Annotated in this window: 14 protein-coding genes, 2 tRNA genes and 1 pseudogene; 10 read left to right on the forward strand and 7 right to left on the reverse strand. The window is 65.5% G+C overall.

Annotation, left to right across the window (positions count from 1 at the left end):
- Both WBB07_RS15480 and WBB07_RS15485 read left to right on the forward strand, forming a co-directional pair.
- Nucleotides 1–92 (forward strand) — tRNA-Ser (locus WBB07_RS15480).
- A gap of 23 nt (nucleotides 93–115) precedes the next feature.
- Nucleotides 116–188, forward strand: a tRNA-Arg gene (locus WBB07_RS15485).
- Between the two features lie 403 nt (nucleotides 189–591).
- Here WBB07_RS15485 and WBB07_RS15490 read toward each other — a convergent pair.
- Entirely contained in the window at nucleotides 592–840 is a 249-nt protein-coding gene (locus WBB07_RS15490) for a TetR family transcriptional regulator C-terminal domain-containing protein (RefSeq protein ID WP_526309177.1), read from the reverse strand.
- On the opposite strand from WBB07_RS15490, the pseudogene WBB07_RS15495 reads away from it, so the two are divergent.
- Nucleotides 806–979 (forward strand): annotated as a pseudogene (locus WBB07_RS15495) (class I SAM-dependent methyltransferase); the annotation flags it as partial. The gene WBB07_RS15490 and the pseudogene WBB07_RS15495 sit on opposite strands and share 35 nt — an antisense overlap.
- A 17-nt stretch (nucleotides 980–996) precedes the next feature.
- On the opposite strand, the gene WBB07_RS15500 reads toward WBB07_RS15495, so the two are convergent.
- The 3 genes from WBB07_RS15500 to WBB07_RS15510 all read right to left on the reverse strand — a co-directional run bounded on the left by WBB07_RS15500 (nucleotide 997) and on the right by WBB07_RS15510 (nucleotide 4,086).
- A complete protein-coding gene (locus WBB07_RS15500) occupies nucleotides 997–1,758 on the reverse strand; it encodes an SDR family NAD(P)-dependent oxidoreductase (protein WP_526309179.1) in 762 nt (253 codons plus the stop codon).
- A 91-nt stretch (nucleotides 1,759–1,849) separates the two neighbouring features.
- Nucleotides 1,850–2,848: a phosphotransferase family protein gene (locus WBB07_RS15505; RefSeq protein WP_526309252.1), complete on the reverse strand. Its 999-nt coding sequence runs from the start codon at nucleotides 2,846–2,848 to the stop codon at nucleotides 1,850–1,852.
- A 95-nt stretch (nucleotides 2,849–2,943) separates the two neighbouring features.
- A complete protein-coding gene (locus tag WBB07_RS15510) occupies nucleotides 2,944–4,086 on the reverse strand; it encodes an acyl-CoA dehydrogenase family protein (RefSeq protein WP_526309181.1) in 1,143 nt (380 codons plus the stop codon).
- Nucleotides 4,087–4,186: 100 nt separating this feature from the next.
- Here WBB07_RS15510 and WBB07_RS15515 point away from each other — a divergent pair, with 100 nt between their 5' ends.
- The 6 genes from WBB07_RS15515 to WBB07_RS15540 all read left to right on the forward strand — a co-directional run bounded on the left by WBB07_RS15515 (nucleotide 4,187) and on the right by WBB07_RS15540 (nucleotide 11,212).
- Nucleotides 4,187–4,771 carry a TetR/AcrR family transcriptional regulator gene (locus WBB07_RS15515; RefSeq protein ID WP_526309183.1) on the forward strand — a complete coding sequence of 195 codons (585 nt, stop codon included), beginning with the start codon at nucleotides 4,187–4,189 and terminating at the stop codon, nucleotides 4,769–4,771.
- A gap of 99 nt (nucleotides 4,772–4,870) precedes the next feature.
- Nucleotides 4,871–5,632, forward strand: coding sequence for a DeoR/GlpR family DNA-binding transcription regulator (locus tag WBB07_RS15520; protein WP_526309185.1), 762 nt, complete (start codon nucleotides 4,871–4,873; stop codon nucleotides 5,630–5,632).
- A gap of 87 nt (nucleotides 5,633–5,719) precedes the next feature.
- Nucleotides 5,720–7,213, forward strand: a complete 1,494-nt coding sequence (locus WBB07_RS15525) for an amino acid permease (protein ID WP_526309187.1) — start codon at nucleotides 5,720–5,722, stop codon at nucleotides 7,211–7,213.
- A complete protein-coding gene (locus tag WBB07_RS15530; RefSeq protein ID WP_526309189.1) occupies nucleotides 7,210–8,625 on the forward strand; it encodes an FGGY family carbohydrate kinase in 1,416 nt (471 codons plus the stop codon). Before WBB07_RS15525 ends, WBB07_RS15530 begins: the two co-directional genes overlap by 4 nt.
- Entirely contained in the window at nucleotides 8,622–9,989 is a 1,368-nt protein-coding gene (locus tag WBB07_RS15535) for an NAD(P)/FAD-dependent oxidoreductase (protein ID WP_526309191.1), read from the forward strand. Before WBB07_RS15530 ends, WBB07_RS15535 begins: the two co-directional genes overlap by 4 nt.
- Nucleotides 9,986–11,212, forward strand: coding sequence for an NAD(P)/FAD-dependent oxidoreductase (locus WBB07_RS15540; RefSeq protein WP_526309193.1), 1,227 nt, complete (start codon nucleotides 9,986–9,988; stop codon nucleotides 11,210–11,212). Before WBB07_RS15535 ends, WBB07_RS15540 begins: the two co-directional genes overlap by 4 nt.
- A gap of 68 nt (nucleotides 11,213–11,280) precedes the next feature.
- Here the strand turns inward: WBB07_RS15540 and WBB07_RS15545 are convergent, their stop codons facing one another.
- From WBB07_RS15545 to WBB07_RS15555, 3 genes are all read right to left on the reverse strand, one after another.
- Entirely contained in the window at nucleotides 11,281–12,561 is a 1,281-nt protein-coding gene (locus tag WBB07_RS15545) for a threonine/serine exporter family protein (RefSeq protein WP_526309195.1), read from the reverse strand.
- The gene (locus tag WBB07_RS15550) at nucleotides 12,558–12,914 is read right to left on the reverse strand and encodes a DUF1622 domain-containing protein (RefSeq protein WP_526309197.1); all 357 of its coding nucleotides are present in this window, start codon (nucleotides 12,912–12,914) and stop codon (nucleotides 12,558–12,560) included. The genes WBB07_RS15545 and WBB07_RS15550 overlap by 4 nt, the downstream gene beginning before the upstream one ends.
- 75 nt (nucleotides 12,915–12,989) lie before the next feature.
- On the reverse strand, nucleotides 12,990–13,328 hold the full coding sequence (locus WBB07_RS15555) for a hypothetical protein (RefSeq protein ID WP_526309199.1): 339 nt from the start codon (nucleotides 13,326–13,328) through the stop codon (nucleotides 12,990–12,992).
- A gap of 193 nt (nucleotides 13,329–13,521) precedes the next feature.
- Here WBB07_RS15555 and WBB07_RS15560 point away from each other — a divergent pair, with 193 nt between their 5' ends.
- Nucleotides 13,522–15,042, forward strand: a complete 1,521-nt coding sequence (locus tag WBB07_RS15560) for a TIR domain-containing protein (protein ID WP_526309201.1) — start codon at nucleotides 13,522–13,524, stop codon at nucleotides 15,040–15,042.
- The last annotated feature ends 99 nt before the right edge of the window (nucleotides 15,043–15,141 follow it).

Raw genomic sequence — 15,141 nt, forward strand, 5'->3', positions numbered from 1 at the left:
GGAGGCGTGCCAGAGCGGCCGAATGGGACTCACTGCTAATGAGTTGTCCCCCTTAAAGGGGACCGGAGGTTCAAATCCTCTCGCCTCCGCCACATAACTGAATAGCACCACCCAAGCGCCCGTAGCTCAACGGATAGAGCATCTGACTACGGATCAGAAGGTTAGGGGTTCGAATCCCTTCGGGCGCACTTTGGAAGCAGCACCAACGACTCCCGCGGCATGAGCGACACGCCCGGGAGCTGTTGCTTTTTGCCCACTTTCACTCGCCGGTCTCAGGGCCTGTCAAACCCTCTAGCGCTGACCGCATATCGGGGGGCGGGTGTGCTCGTGGTGACAGTGCGTCTCGGTCGTCGACAGCTCGGAGTGTGAGAGCTGCTGCTGTGTCTTGTCGGGCTCAGGGCGTTCCGGACGACGGGTGGCCATGGTCCGCTGATACGGGCGCCGCGTAATCCACGCCAGGCCCTCTGGGGAGGCGTCCCGCCGCGCCTGTTGTGCAGAGGCATCCGCCCGGTGTTCCGGTTGGCGAACGCGGGCCCTGGTCATCCCGGGCAGAACGTCCGGAGTCTGGGCGCACTCGACAGAGAATTTCAGTCAGCCGTCGCGGCCCGGTGAAAGCTCGTCCACGTGCAGTCGCAGGACCTTCCGGATGGTGGCGGGCGTGACGCTCCCGTGGGCGGTCACGGCGTCCAGGGACAGGCCGGCCACCAGGGAGGCCGGCCGTCGCGCTTCCAGGGCCGGTTCGGGCACGTCCATCTCGGTGAGGGCGTCGAGCAGCACGGTGTGCAGATCTGCGGCCATCTGCTGTGTCACCGGTGCGCTCCTGGACGCCGGCTTGCGCATCGAGGCGCTCGCGGAGCTTCCCTACATGGACTGGCGGGCCTTTCCCGCACTGGTTCCGAGTCCACAGGGCTGGGTCCTGCCTGCCGGTGTCCCGCGCATTCCCTTGAACTTTGCGATCGCCGCTCGCAGGACTGGTTGACAGTCAGCCTGATTCGCTCAGTTGATTGTCAAACCGCCGTCGACCACGATGGTTTGGCCGGTGACGTAGCCGCCGGCCGGTGAGGCCAGCCAGACGGCGGTTGCGGCGAGTTCGGCCGGGTCGCCGGTGCGGCCCAGCAGCACCCGCGGCAGCTGCGAATCCAGGTAGCCGGGTTTGTACTCGTCGGTCATCTCGGAGGCGAAGAAGCCGGGCGCCAGCGCATTGACTCGGATGCCTTTACGAGCGCCCCACTGCTGGGCCAGATCTCGGGTCAGGCCGATGACCGCGGCCTTGGAGGCGGCGTAGGCCGCCTGCGGTAGCCCGGCGGTGGTGATCCCCAGGATGCTGGCGATGTTGATCACGGCGCTGCCCGGTTGCATCACCCGGCCGCACGCCTGTGCCATCCAGTAGGAGCCGTGGAGGTTGACGTCGACGACGTTGCGGAACTCGTCGGGGGTTTCCCGGGTGGCGGGGACGGCGGTGCCGATACCGGCATTGTTGATCAACACATCTACTCGGCCGAACTCGGCCACGGTGGCGTCGACCAGTGCCTGGCAGGCGGCCGGGTCGGACACGTCGGTGCCCACCGCAATCACGCGACGCCCGGCTGCGGATACCAAAGCTGCGGTGTCCGAGAGCTTCTCGACACGGCGGGCACCGAGTGCGAGATCCGCGCCGGCTTCGGCAAATGCCTGCGCAAACGCCACGCCGAGCCCGGAGGAGGCGCCGGTGACGATGACGACCTTGTCGTCGAGGCGGAATGAATCGAGCACACTCATGGTGACGGGCTCCTCGTTACTCGGTGGGTTATGGGTTGGTTGTGAACTTTTGGCGCGCTGCGCGGCCAGCTCATCGGGAATCGCAGATCGGTCACAGGATTCCGTCGATGAACTTCTGCGCACGCTCGAAGAGCAGCAGCGTCGCGGCATGTAGCAGATCGCCAAGCTCTTTGGGTGCCTTGCCCGCGCCTGCGCGGGCATGGCTACCTTCGAGGATGACGCCGAGTTTGAAACACGCCATGGTCGCGTACCAGGAAATGGCGGACAGGTCGCGTGTGGTGTTCTGCCCGTAGCGGGCGATGATCTCGGCCGGGGAGGCGACACCGCCGGCTTGCATCAGCGCGTGGTGGAGCACTTCCGGCTCACCGGGCAGATGCCAGGTGGCCATCATCCAGCCGAGGTCCAGCAGCGGGTCGCCGATGGTGGACATCTCCCAGTCGACGATCGCGACCACGTCGGGTCCGGTGGGGGAGAACATGACGTTGGCCGAGTGGTAGTCGCCGTGCATGATGCCCGGCTGCCAGTGCGCGGGAACATGCTGCTGCAGCCAGGTCGTGACGGCGTCGAGTCCGGGGATCTGCGCACCGGGGTAACCGTCGAATCCGTTGTAGGACTCCAGTTCGGACAGCCAGCGCGGCACCTGCCGTTCGAGGAACCCATCAGGTTTCCCGAAGTCGGTGAGGCCGACGGCCCGATGGTCGATGGCGCCCAGCCTGGCCAGCGCGTCGGCCATCGACAGGCCCATGGCGTGGCGGATCTGTGCGTCTCCGGCGTGCAGGGCGGGCAACTCGGCTCCGGCGTTGAACCCGTCGACCGGTTCCATCAGGTAGAACACCGCGTCGCCGAGGATCGACGTGTCGTCACACACCGCGATCAGCCGGGGATGCGGCACGTCGGATCCGGCGAGTGCCTGCAGGACGCGGGTCTCGCGCAGGATCACCTTGTTGCTCACCGGGCGCAGGTGCAGGGGGCCGCGCCGGAACACATAGGGCCGTCCCGAGCGCTCGAACCGCAGCATGACGTTCTGGGTGCCGCCGGTGATCGGGGTGATGTTCTCGAGTGGTCCCGCACCGAGACCGCGCTCGGTCATCCATGGGCCGATCGGTGCAAGGGCATCCACTCCAGGGAAGCTACCGTACGGTTGATCGGGACGGGTGCGGGCCCACCGAGACAGTGGTGACCGGGTTACGACCTCGCGAGTGCCCGGCCGATCACCATGCGTTGGATCTGGTTGGTGCCTTCGAATATCTGCATGATCTTGGCTTCGCGCATGTACCGCTCGACGCGGTATTCGCGGGTGTAGCCGTATCCGCCGAACACCTGCACCGCATCGGTGGTCACCTTCATCGCGGCGTCGGTGGCGATGAGTTTGGCCACCGACGCCTGCCGCGAGTACGACAGCCCGGCGTCGCGCCGCCGGGCGGCGTCGAGATAGGTGGCGCGCGCGGAGTCGACGGCCGCGGCCATGTCTGCCAGCAGGAACGCCAGCCCCTGATGGTCGATGATCTTCCGGCCGAAGGCGGTGCGTTCGAGGGCGTACGCAACGGCGTCGTCGAGCGCGGCCTGGGCCAGCCCGACGGCCACCGCGGCGATGCCGAGGCGGCCGGAATCCAAGGCGCTGAACGCAATGGGAAGGCCTTGCCCCTCGTGTCCGATCCGGCGCTCAGCGGGAACAACGGCGTCGTCGTAGTAGGCCGCCGTGGTGGGAATCGCGTGCAGGCCCATCTTTTCCTCCGGCTTCCCGAAGGTCAGGCCCGGTGTCGAGCCCGGAACCAGGAAGCAGGAGATGCCCTGGGAGCCGTCCCCGGTGCGGGCAAACAGATTGTAGAAATCGGCGATGCCGCCGTGGGTGATCCAGGCCTTGGCCCCGTTGACGACGTACCCGCCGTCGGTGACCTCGGCGCGGCAGGTCAGCGCGGCAGCGTCGGAACCGGCCTGCGGCTCCGAGAGTGAGTACGCGCCGACGGTGGTCCCGCCGAGCATCTCCGGCAGCCATTTCGCCCGTTGTTCGTCGGTGCCGAACAGCAGCACGGGCTGGCAGGCGAGGCTGTGGACGCTGACGGCGACGGCCACTGCCGCCCAGCGGGACGCGAGCTCTTCGAGTACCTGGAGGTACACCTCGTAGGGCTGGTCGCCGCCGCCCCATTCTTCGGGAAAGGGCAAGCTCAGCAGCCCGGCGGCGCCGAGCGTAGGGAACACCTCGGCGGGGTAGTCGCCGGATTTCTCGTGGTCATCGACGATCGGCGACAGCGTCTTGTCGGCGATGTCGCGGACCAGTTCGATCAGCTCGTGGGCTTCGGCCGTGGGAAGCAGGCGCTCGACCGCCATCGGGTCTCCTTCGCTAATACTGCATGTAGTACTGAAGTCTGGCTCAGAGTATCGGTGGAGTACCCAGTACTGCAATGGTCGTCTCAGTACTATTTGGGCCATGGCTACGGCGGGACGCTCGGAGTTCGGCACCAAACGGCGTGCCCAGCTGTTCGATGCGCTCGTCGAGATCTTCCTGGCTGAGGGCTTTGTGCATCTGACACTCGACGACATCGCCGGGCGGTTGCACTGCTCGAAGTCGACGCTCTACACGCTGGCCGGCAGCAAGGAGCAGCTGGTCTCGCTGGGCGTGGTCCACTTCTTCCGGCGCGCCACCCTCGACGTCGAGAAGCGGGTCGCCGAGGTCAACGGTGCGCGGGAGTTGATCAGCACCTACCTGGCTGCCGTCGGCGACGTGCTGGCTGTTGCGTCACCCCAGTTCATGGCCGACCTCGATGCGTTTGCCCCGGCTCGCGAGGCCTACGAGCTCAACACCCGGATGGCGGCGCAGCGGGTGCAGCAGATGATTGCCGACGGGGTGGCCCGCGGCGAGTTCCGGAAGGTGCATGCGGCTTTTGCCGCTGATCTGGCCAGCACCATGATGGTGCGCATCCAGCAGCGTGCGGTGCAGCGCAGTGTCGGACTGGACGACGCGGCCGCCTATCGGGAGCTCGCGGCCATTCTCACTTCAGGTATCACCGCCTGAGTCGAGCCGTGCCGAGTCGCGCCGTTCCGGTTGACGAGTGACCCAGGGCACTCCACACTTGCAGTCATGCACAGTCAGAAATCCACATCGAGGCGTTAGATGCTGCCCGTCGAACGCCATGAGGCGATAGTCGAGGCCATCAGCACCGCGCCGGCCGTCAGCACCGACGAGCTGGTCCGGCGACTGGGGGTGTCCGCCGAAACCGTGCGACGGGACCTGGCGCTGCTCGAGGAACGTGGCGCGCTGCGCCGCGTACACGGAGGAGCGGCCCCGGTGGCAAACCGCCGGGGCATCGAGCCGTCTTATTCGGAACGCGCCATGATCGGCCACCAGGCAAAAGTGCAGCTGGCACGCGTGGCGGCCGGCCTGCTCGAAGACGGGCAGACCGTGGTCATCGACATCGGCACCACCGCGGTGGCCGTCGCCCAAGCCATCCCGCGCAGCTTCACCGGTACGGTCGCCACCCCGTCACTGCCCGTAGCGGTCGAGCTCGCGGACCGGCCCGGCATCGAGGTGCTGCTGGCCGGCGGCCGGGTACGCGCCGGTGACCTGGCGTGCTCGAGCGCATTCACCACAGCATTTTTTGCCGGCATCTACCCGGACATCGCCCTACTCGGATCCGGTGGGGTGCACGCCGAGGCCGGGCTCACCGACTTCCACCTCGACGAAATCGATGTCCGGCGCACCATCATCGCCAACAGCGCCCGCAGCTACATCCTGGCCGACTCGTCGAAGGTCGGCCAGGTCGCGCCGTACCAGGTCTGTGACCTGAGCGCGGTCACCGGGCTGATCACCGACAACAACACCGACACCGACGTCGCCGCCGCCATCGAACGGGCAGGAGGTGTGGTGCTGTCCTGAAGACGGGTGCGGGCGGCGTTGCAGCGCCGCCCGCAGGACCGAACCAGCTCGACCAAACAGTCAATTCCAGTCAGAAAGCTCGATCCAATGACCGATTCTTCCAGAACCTCTCCAGCCTCTGGGGTCGCCCAGTTCGGCTACACCGAAACCCTCGAGCGGTCGACGGGCCGATTTGCCTCGTTTGCCGTTGCCTTCGCGTTCGTCTCCATCGCCACCGGCATCTTCACCACCTACGGCAGCGTGCTCAACACCTCCGGTCCGATGGGCATCTGGACCTGGCCCATCGTCATCGTCGGCCAGCTCGCCGTCGCCCTGCTCCTGGGTTCGCTGGCCGCCCGCATCCCGGTGACCGGCTACGCCTACCAGTGGGTGTCCCGGCTGGCCAACCCGATCCTGGGCTGGATCACCGGCTGGATCTCCTTCACCTTCCTGGCGATCGTGGTCGTCGCGGTCGACTACACCGTCGCCTCCACCGTGGTGCCCGCCCTGTTCTCCTTCGAGGGCACCCCCGCCACCGCGTTCCTCATCACCGCGGGCGTGCTGATGCTCCAGGCGCTGCTGGTCGGGCTGTCCATGAAATGGACCGAACGTGTCAACAACTTCGCCGTGACGGCAGAGCTCATCGGCATGGTGGCGTTGGTGGTGCTGCTGTTCATCGTCGGAGTGATCGCCCACAAGCTGTCGGTGGGGAACCTGTTCTCCCGCGGCGCCATTCCGGTGGAGGGCTATTGGGATTTCGGGACCGCCACAGCCGCCGGCCCCTGGATGCTGGGCTTTCTGCTGGGTGCGTTCACCATCGTCGGGTTCGAATCCGCGGCCAACTTGGCTGAGGAAACCCTGCGTCCGGAAGTGGTTGTGCCCCGGGCGATGTGGCAGGCGGTGTTGGCTTCCGGTGTGCTCGGGTTCCTGTTCCTGCTGGTGGTGACGGCCGCGGTCAACGACCCGGTGGCCCTGGCAGAGTCCGGCACCCCGATCGCCGACGTCATCCGCGACATCCTCGGCTCCTTCGTCGGCACTGCGCTGTTGATCCTGGTCGCCATCGCGATATTCGCCTGCGGCCTGGTGATCCTGCTGTCCGGGGTGCGGCTGGTGTGGGCGATGTCGCGTGACCAGCGCTTTCCCGGCTGGCAGGTATTGCGAAAGGTGAACCCGCGCACCAAGACCCCGCTGAACGCAACGATCGCTCTGACGCTGATCTCCGCGATCATCCTCGGGCTCTTTTCCACCAGCACCGATGCCCTGTTCAAGCTGTTCGGTGCGGCGACACTGCTGCCGGCGATCATCTACGCCATCACCGTCACTCTCTACATCGCGACCCGTCGCAAGCTGCCGCCCAGCGCGGGGTTCAGCCTCGGTCGCTGGGAGGTGCCGATCATGGTGGTCGCCGTCATCTGGCTGGTGTTTGCGCTGTCGCTGTTCCGTGACGCCTCCTTCCGCGACCCGTGGCTCTACCTGGCCGTGATGGTGGCCATCGGTGCGGCGTACCTGGGCTATCTGTTGGTCACCCGCGGTAAGAACGGACTGAAGATGCCCGATATGCACTCCATCGATGCCGAACTCGACCAGCGGGCCGCACGTTGACGGTGCTCGCCATCGATCAGGGCACCTCGGGGACCAAGGCCATCGTCGTTGAACCAGACGGCGCAATAGTCGGGGTCTCCGAGGTGCCCGTGCATCCGCAGTATCTCGGCGGCGGTGGTGTCGAACAGGACCCCGCCGAACTGCTGGAGTCCGTGCTCAGCGCCGGCCGAGCCGCCGTCGCGCAGGCACGCCGGCCCGTCGATGCCGTTTCGCTGGCCAACCAGGGCGAAACAGTGCTGATCTGGGACCCGGACACCGGGCAGCCGCTCAGTCCGGCGATCGTGTGGCAGGACCGTCGATCCGAAAGCCTCTGTGCCGCACTCGATGGCCACCGGGAGCTGATCGCCGCACGGACCGGACTGGTGCTCGATCCGTACTTCTCCGCGCCGAAGATGGCCTGGCTGCGGCAGCGTTTCGGATCCGACGGGGTGGTGACGACAACGGACACCTGGCTGCTGCACCGGTTGACGGGAGCCTTTGTCACCGACGCCACCACCGCCAGCCGGTCGCTGGTCACCGAACTCGGTGACACCGGCTGGAGTGCCGACCTGCTGGCGCTGTTCGATCTCACTGACGAGCGCCTCCCGGAGATCGTCGGTAATGATCAGATCATCGGCACCACAACAGATTTCGGCGGTGATATCCCGGTGGGTGGTGTTGTCGTCGATCAGCAGGCGGCGCTGCTGGCTGAAGGCTGCCTGGAACCCGGTATGGCCAAGTGCACGCTGGGGACCGGGGCCTTCCTGCTGTCCAACACCGGTGGCTCCGGGGTGCGCTCCACGGCGGGTCTGACCTCGTCGGTGGCGTGGCGGATCGGCGGCACCGATACCTTCTGCGTCGACGGGCAGGTTTACACCGCTGCCTCGGCAGTGAAATGGCTGATCTCCCTTGGCGTCATCGCGGCCGCCGCGGAGATGGACCTGATCGCTGCCGCGGATGCCGGTGGGGTGTTGTGTGTGCCTGCGCTGGCCGGGCTGGCCGCCCCGTGGTGGAAGTCGAATGCCACCGCCATCCTGGCGGGTATGACACTGTCCACCGGCCGCGGTCACATTGTCCTGGCGGTGCTGCAGGGTATCGCCGCCCAGATCGCGGAACTGGTGTCGGCCATCAACGCCGACACCGCCCCACCGTTGAGCCGGCTGAGGGTGGACGGTGGTCTCACCCAGTCGAAGGTGTTGATGCAGGCGTGTGCCGACATCGTGGGCGTCCCGGTCGACGTCTACCCGTCGCCGCACGCCACTGCGCTCGGGGCCGCAGCGCTGGCTCAGCTGAGCCTGACACCGCGCCGGCCGCTGCCGGAGGTTGTCCCGGCGTGGACGCCTTCGGCTACTTATGAACCGGCGTGGACCAGTGAACGTGCCGGCGAATTCCGTTCTCAGTGGCGGATGTTGGCAGAGAGGACGTTTGGATGACGTTTGATGTGGTCGTGATCGGAGCCGGTATCGTGGGCTCCGCCATCGCCCGTGAATTGGCGGGTCACCAGCTGTCGGTGGCGCTTCTGGAAGCGCGCGACGACGTCGGTGACGGCACCAGCAAGGCGAACACCGCGATTCTGCACACCGGTTTCGATGCCACCCCCGGCACCCTGGAATCGAAGCTGGTCAGCCGCGGCTACCAGCTGTTGTCGAAATACGCTGTGCAAACCGGTATCCCGGTCGAACACACCGGGGCGATCTTGGTGGCCTGGGATCAGGAGCAGCTCGACACCCTGCCGTCACTCAAGGTCAAAGCCGAGGCCAACGGCTACCACCGCACTGAGATCGTCGGCGCGGAAACAGTGTATGAGCAACTGCCCCATCTGGGTGCGGGGGCGCTGGGTGGTCTCACCGTGCCCGATGAGTCGATCATCTGCACCTGGACGGTCAATCTTGCGTTGGCCACCGACGCCGTCAATCGAGGTGCCACCCTGCTGACGGGCCACCGAATCGAGGCGGTCGAGGTCGGCGGCGAACACACCATCCTGCACTCCAGCGCCGGAACGGTCGCGGCGCGTTGGGTGGTCAATGCCGCCGGATTGGGCGCCGACAAGGTCGACGGGCTGTTCGGCTACTCCCGGTTCACCGTCACTCCGCGCCGCGGAGAGCTGATCGTGTACGACAAACTGGCCCGGGCGCTGGTCGACAAGATCGTGTTGCCGGTGCCGACTGCGCGCGGCAAGGGGGTTCTGGTCAGCCCCACCATCTACGGCAACGTCATGCTCGGGCCGACATCGGAGGATCTGACGGACCGTACCGCCACCGGCACGTCCGAGGCCGGTTTCGAATTCCTGCTGGACAAGGGGCGGGTCTTGATGCCCGAACTGCTCGACGAGGAGGTGACGGCCACCTATGCGGGGCTGCGGGCGGCCATCGATCACCCGGACTATCTCATCGAGGTCGATCCGCAGCAGCGCTACCTGCTGGTCGGTGGCATCAGGTCGACGGGTTTGACCTCGGGAATGGCGGTCGCGGAGTATGCGCGTGACCAACTACGGGAAGCCGGAACCGAATTGACGGTTCGCGCCGACCTGCCGGCGCCGCCGATGATGCCGAATCTCGGTGAGGCGTTCCCGCGGCCCTACCAACGACAGGACCTCATCGAGGCGGACCCGGCATACGGGCGCATCGTGTGTTTCTGTGAACGCGTCACCGAGGGGGAGGTCCGCGACGCCTGCCGATCGGTCATCCCGCCGGCCGCGCTGGAGGGGTTGCGTCGGCGCACCCGGGTGATGAATGGTCGCTGCCAGGCTTTCTTCTGCGGTGCCGAAGTGCAGTCTCTGCTGGAGGCGCATCGATGACCAACTTCGACGTCGCCATCGTCGGCGGCGGTCCCGCGGGCCTGACTGCGGCCGCGGAGCTGGCCCGCGGGCTGAATGTGGTTGTCCTGGAACGTGAACACGAAGCCGGCGGGATACCCCGGCACAGTGACCATCTCGGTTACGGCATCCGCGACATGAGACGGTTCATCAGCGGCCCGGAGTATGCCCGCCGGTTGGTGCGCCAGTCCGCGGCCGCGACTATACGGACCGACACCATGGTCACGGGGTGGTCCGAGGGCGGTTCCCTGGAGGTCACCTCACCGCGTGGAAGAGAGCTGATCTCGGCCGCCGCGATCGTGCTCGCCACCGGGGCCCGGGAGCGGCCCCGATCTGCCCGGCTGATCCCCGGGGATCGTGCCGCCGGGATCTACACGACCGGGCATCTGCAGAATGCCGTGCACCTCAAACACGGGAAGGTCGGCACCCGCGCGGTTGTGGTGGGAGCCGAGTTGGTCAGCTACTCGGCGGTGCTCACCCTCAAACATGCGGGCTGTCAGACGGTACTGATGACCAGCCGCTATGCCGAACCGGAGTCCTACGCCCTGTTCAATCTCGCCGGACGCACCCCGCTGCTGGGCACCCATGTCGCCACCCGGACCCGGGTCACCCGGATTCTGGGTAAGCCCACCGTCGAAGGTGTGGAGGTCGAGCACCTCGACACCGGGCAACGGAGGATCATCGACTGTGACACAGTGGTTTTCACCGGCGATTGGATCCCTGATCACGAGCTGGCCCGGCTCGGGGGACTCGACCTGGACGCCGGTAGCCTGGGCCCGGCCGTCGACACCGCGTTTCGCACCAGCCGGCCCGGCGTTTTTGCGGTCGGCAATCTGTTGCATCCCGTCGACACCGCCGACATCGCCGCTCTCGACGGCCGGCACGTCGCCGGCCAGGTGCGGGCGTTCCTGGCCGGTCGCCGCGGCTGCGAGGCCGGGGTAGCAATCCATGTCGAGGCACCGCTGCGCTGGATCGCCCCGTCGATCCTGCGCCCGGGTGATCCGGCCCCGGCGCGCCACCGCTTGTTGGCCTGGACCGACAAGTTCGTACGGGTGCCGAAAGTGGTTGCACGGCAGGATGGTCAGGTGATCGGGCGGCGGACGTTGCCGTGGCCGGCCGCTCCCGGCCGGGTGTTCCGGATCCCGTCGAGTCTCGTCGACGATGCCGACCGTAAGGGCGGGCCGGTCACCGTGGCGTTGGGCTGAGACGTGTATCGAACCACGGGGTCGGGGAGCGTGGTCGGCGATGACACGTTCCCCGATCTCAGAACGCCCTACTGAACAGCTGTCCGGCGTATTTGGGCGTGGAACACACTCCACCCGATCAACGTGCCCAGGGTGATCGAGAAGATGGCCGCCACCGTGACTCCCAGGGTGGTGATGTTGACGTCGACACCGGCGGCAACTTCGGACAGCGACTCGAACCCGAGTGCACCGGGGACCAGCGTCCAGAACGCCACGAGCATCAGCACGATGCCGGGCGGAGCACCCCGGACGTGGCGGACGACCATCACGAAAGGCACCACCAGGAAGGCACCCACTGCCGCCGAATGGGCTGACGACAGGAACAGCCCGCCCAACTGTTGACCCAGCAATGCCACCGCCACTGCGGACATCACCCAGATCAAGGTGCCCGGCGGGCCGGACAGGTAGATGTAGAGACCGACCCCGATGACAACGATCGCGACGTACAACGACCAGGGTCCCATCTGCGGCGACGGATGTTGTGGGGCAAGGGGTCCGGCGATGTGCAGGCCCATCGCCAGCCCAAAGACCATCAACCCGAGTTGTGTCACGCCGAACACCACCCGGCTGGCTCCGGCGATGATCGCCGAGTTGGCCAGTTCCATGGCGCCGATGGTCAGCGCGATACCCGGCAGCACCGCCACCAGGGCGGGGGTGATCACCCGCAGCAGGCCGTCATTGGCTGCGTCGGCGACGAACCAGGTGGCCAACAGGGTGACGACCAGGGCCGACAGCGGCGGAACCACCGGCCGCAGCGACGGGAAGGGCTGCGCCGCAACGACAATGATACCGACCACCGTGCCGAGGAAGACGTAACCCCACAGCGACGCCCACGTCGGGTTCAGCACCAGGCCGAAACCCAATGTGGTGATGGCGTACCCGATCACAGTGGTGACCGGTCCGAACCGGGGCTTGGTCCGGCGGGCAGCGGCGACGGCCGCTACCGCCTCGACAGGGCTGATGGCACCGGCCTCGGCCAGTTCGGCGATGGCGTCGATCTTTCCCGCCAGGTTCAGCTGCGTGGTGGTGCGATTGGTCACGTCCACTTCGGACGCCTCTGTGCCGATCTGGATCAGCAGCACCGTCGGCAGTACCACCACGCTGACCTTCTCCGTGGTGTACCGCGCCCCGATACGCCTCAGCCGTGTCGCGATCTGATTGGTGGGCAATTCCACCTCGACCAGGGCGATCCCCAACTCGCGTAGCATCGCTGCGATGTCGGCGCGATCGTGGGTATCGGGTGCACCGATCGGATCCGGCACCGACTTGCGAAATGTGCGCAGCGCGCGAGCTGCCCGGGAGTCGCTCATGACTCCTGTTCCTCGGCCGCCTTCTTTTGCCAGGGCCACCGGCCGCTGATCTCGAGCTCCAGTGTCCAGCTCAGGAACGTCCGGATCAGCACGATGCCCGCCAGTATGGCCACGCTCTGCCAGGTGGGGGTGATGGCAACGGTCTTGATGATGTCGGCGGCCACCAGCAGTTCGAGCCCGAGCAGGATCGAGCGACCGAGCTGCTGGCGCAACTTCCAGTAGGTACCGGGAGTCTTGCGTAACAGACGCGCTATGGCCATGCCGGCCGCCAGAACCGCGCCGAGCGCGATCACGGCGACACCCACGCCGTCGATCACGGTTCCGATGAGCTCGACGATCTCGATGAAGGTCATTCCGGGAGGTTAATGCTCCACCGTGTTCCAGATTGCGGCCGGCTTCCGATAGCGCGGGCTGGGCGGCCGGGATCGTCAGAATGGTGGTGGTGCGGTGCGTTCGGCGACGTATGCGTTGTTGAGTTTGCGTGCGGCGGTGATGCGGTAGGCGCGTTGTCGCGCTCGGCTGCGTTGTCGTGTCGGTTTCTTGGTGGCTTTGTCCGGGGTGTTGGGGCGAGACGGGCCGGCGGCGATGGGCGCGCTGGTGGTGGTGATGGTCGGGAAGTACAGTGCTGAGCTGGGTTTCGTGGTGTAGGTCCGACCGATCGGGGTGGTCAGGATGATGGTGCCGTCGGGGAGTTGACGGTCGGTCCAGCCGGCGTCGAAGGTTTTGATGATGTGGTGACAACGACTACATGGAAAACACTTAAACACGCCTCTATCACCGCCTGGGCGTACGTGGTGAGCATTGAGGACCGGAAGCACTAGAACGGCACCCGCGACACCAAGCCGCCAGAACTGCATGATTCCCAGCCCGATCGTCCGTCGCGGTTAGGCTTTACGCATGTGGTGGTGCCGTCTCCCGACGCGCGAGCCACAGCAAGTACGAGAGCCATAGGGGAGTTCTTTGAGCGCCACCGCTGCCGACGGCAAGCACGCCTTCATTTCGTACGTCCGAGAGGACAAGGATGAGGTCGATAGGTTGTGTCGACACCTGGAAAACGCTGGCATTCCGTACTGGAGAGATCGGAAAGACCTCGCCCCGGGCGACAAATGGAAAGCCAAGATTCGCGACGCCATCGCATCCGGATCGATCGCATTTCTTGCCTGCTTCTCTGAACGATCGAGGGAAAAAGACAAGTCGTACATGAACGAGGAGTTGCACTTAGCAGTCGAACAGTATCGACTGCGACCGCCAGATCGAACGTGGCTCATCCCCGTGCGCTTTGATAGTGGCGACATTCCCGTCTGGCCACTTTCAGCGACCGAGACTTTGGGTGACCTCGACTATGCTGATTTGTTCGGGGCCGACTACGCCGACAACGCAATCAAGCTAATGGAGGCGGTCAAGCGCGCCTTGGGGTTAACCGGCATCGACCCGTCTATTCGACGGGCGGCGCTCGAAGAAACCCCCGACTCTGACAAACCCCAATCGTTTAGGCAGCTCACGAAGGAGCTGCTTCGAGACCGTGATAGAGAGATCGAACTCGACGATCTTGTCAGCGCCGAGGTTGCGCGCGTCAGAAGTGCCATGCGTGATGCCGAGCGCTTCCCCACGGACTGGAAGGGAGGAACACCGAGCCAACTTGCGATCGATGGTGCACGCACAGCTAATGACTACTGGCGCCTCGCGGAACCTTTCTGCTGGTCACTGCAGGTAGCGGCTCGCTACGGCACCCCCGAAAACCTGACCCCGTGGGTCAAGGGTTTGAAAGCATTTGCGACAGAGGCCCACAAAATTGCGGGTGGGCATACCTTTTTGATCAATTTGCGGCACGTACCGTCGCTTGTCGCGGTGTTTGTCGCCGCGATGGCGTCATCAGGTCAAGGCAAGTGGGTCAATTTCAAGACACTGCTGGTCGACACGACAGTGACCGACCGAAGTTATGATGCGTCGCCCAAACTTCCGCTAGTCGAGGCTGTCAATCCGTATAAGCCTTTCGACCAGGACTCAGTCACACAACTGCTCGTCAACTCACTCACAATGGGCGAAGGCATCGAAACTACTCAGGCTGCCCTCGATAGGAACGAGGGCTTTAGGTACAAGACGGCCCCGGCGGCGTGGCTCCACGCTATCCTTCGGCCAATCTTCAACGAGCAGTTTCCGGACGACGAAGAATACGACACTGCCTTCGACGCAACCGAAGTTATTCTGGGGTTGGTGGACCAAGATCTCTTGAATTTGCGCCACGGTCCAAATCAGGAGCGAGCGTGGCTGCGTGAGACAAATTGGCTTGGACGGTCGACTTGGCGGTCAGAGCGCCACGAGAACCCGCTGGACGAATTCACCGAGAATCTTTCAAAGCTGTATTCCAGTTACGAGCCACTTCAGGCCGGTCTATTCGGTGGAGGCTACGAGCGGGCGAAGGCTGCAACAGAGCAGTATCGCGAATCCTTTAACCAGATGCGTATGCGCAGCCGCTTCTAACCGTTGGGCGCGGTACTCGGTACCCATCGCATCGCGAAGTCCGACTGCCGTGGTGGACTGCGCCGCTTAGGCACCTACGTAGAACGGCCCGCCATCGCA

Origin of the sequence: Mycobacterium sp., from assembly GCF_049647605.1 — a bacterium.
Lineage (GTDB): Bacteria > Actinomycetota > Actinomycetes > Mycobacteriales > Mycobacteriaceae > Mycobacterium.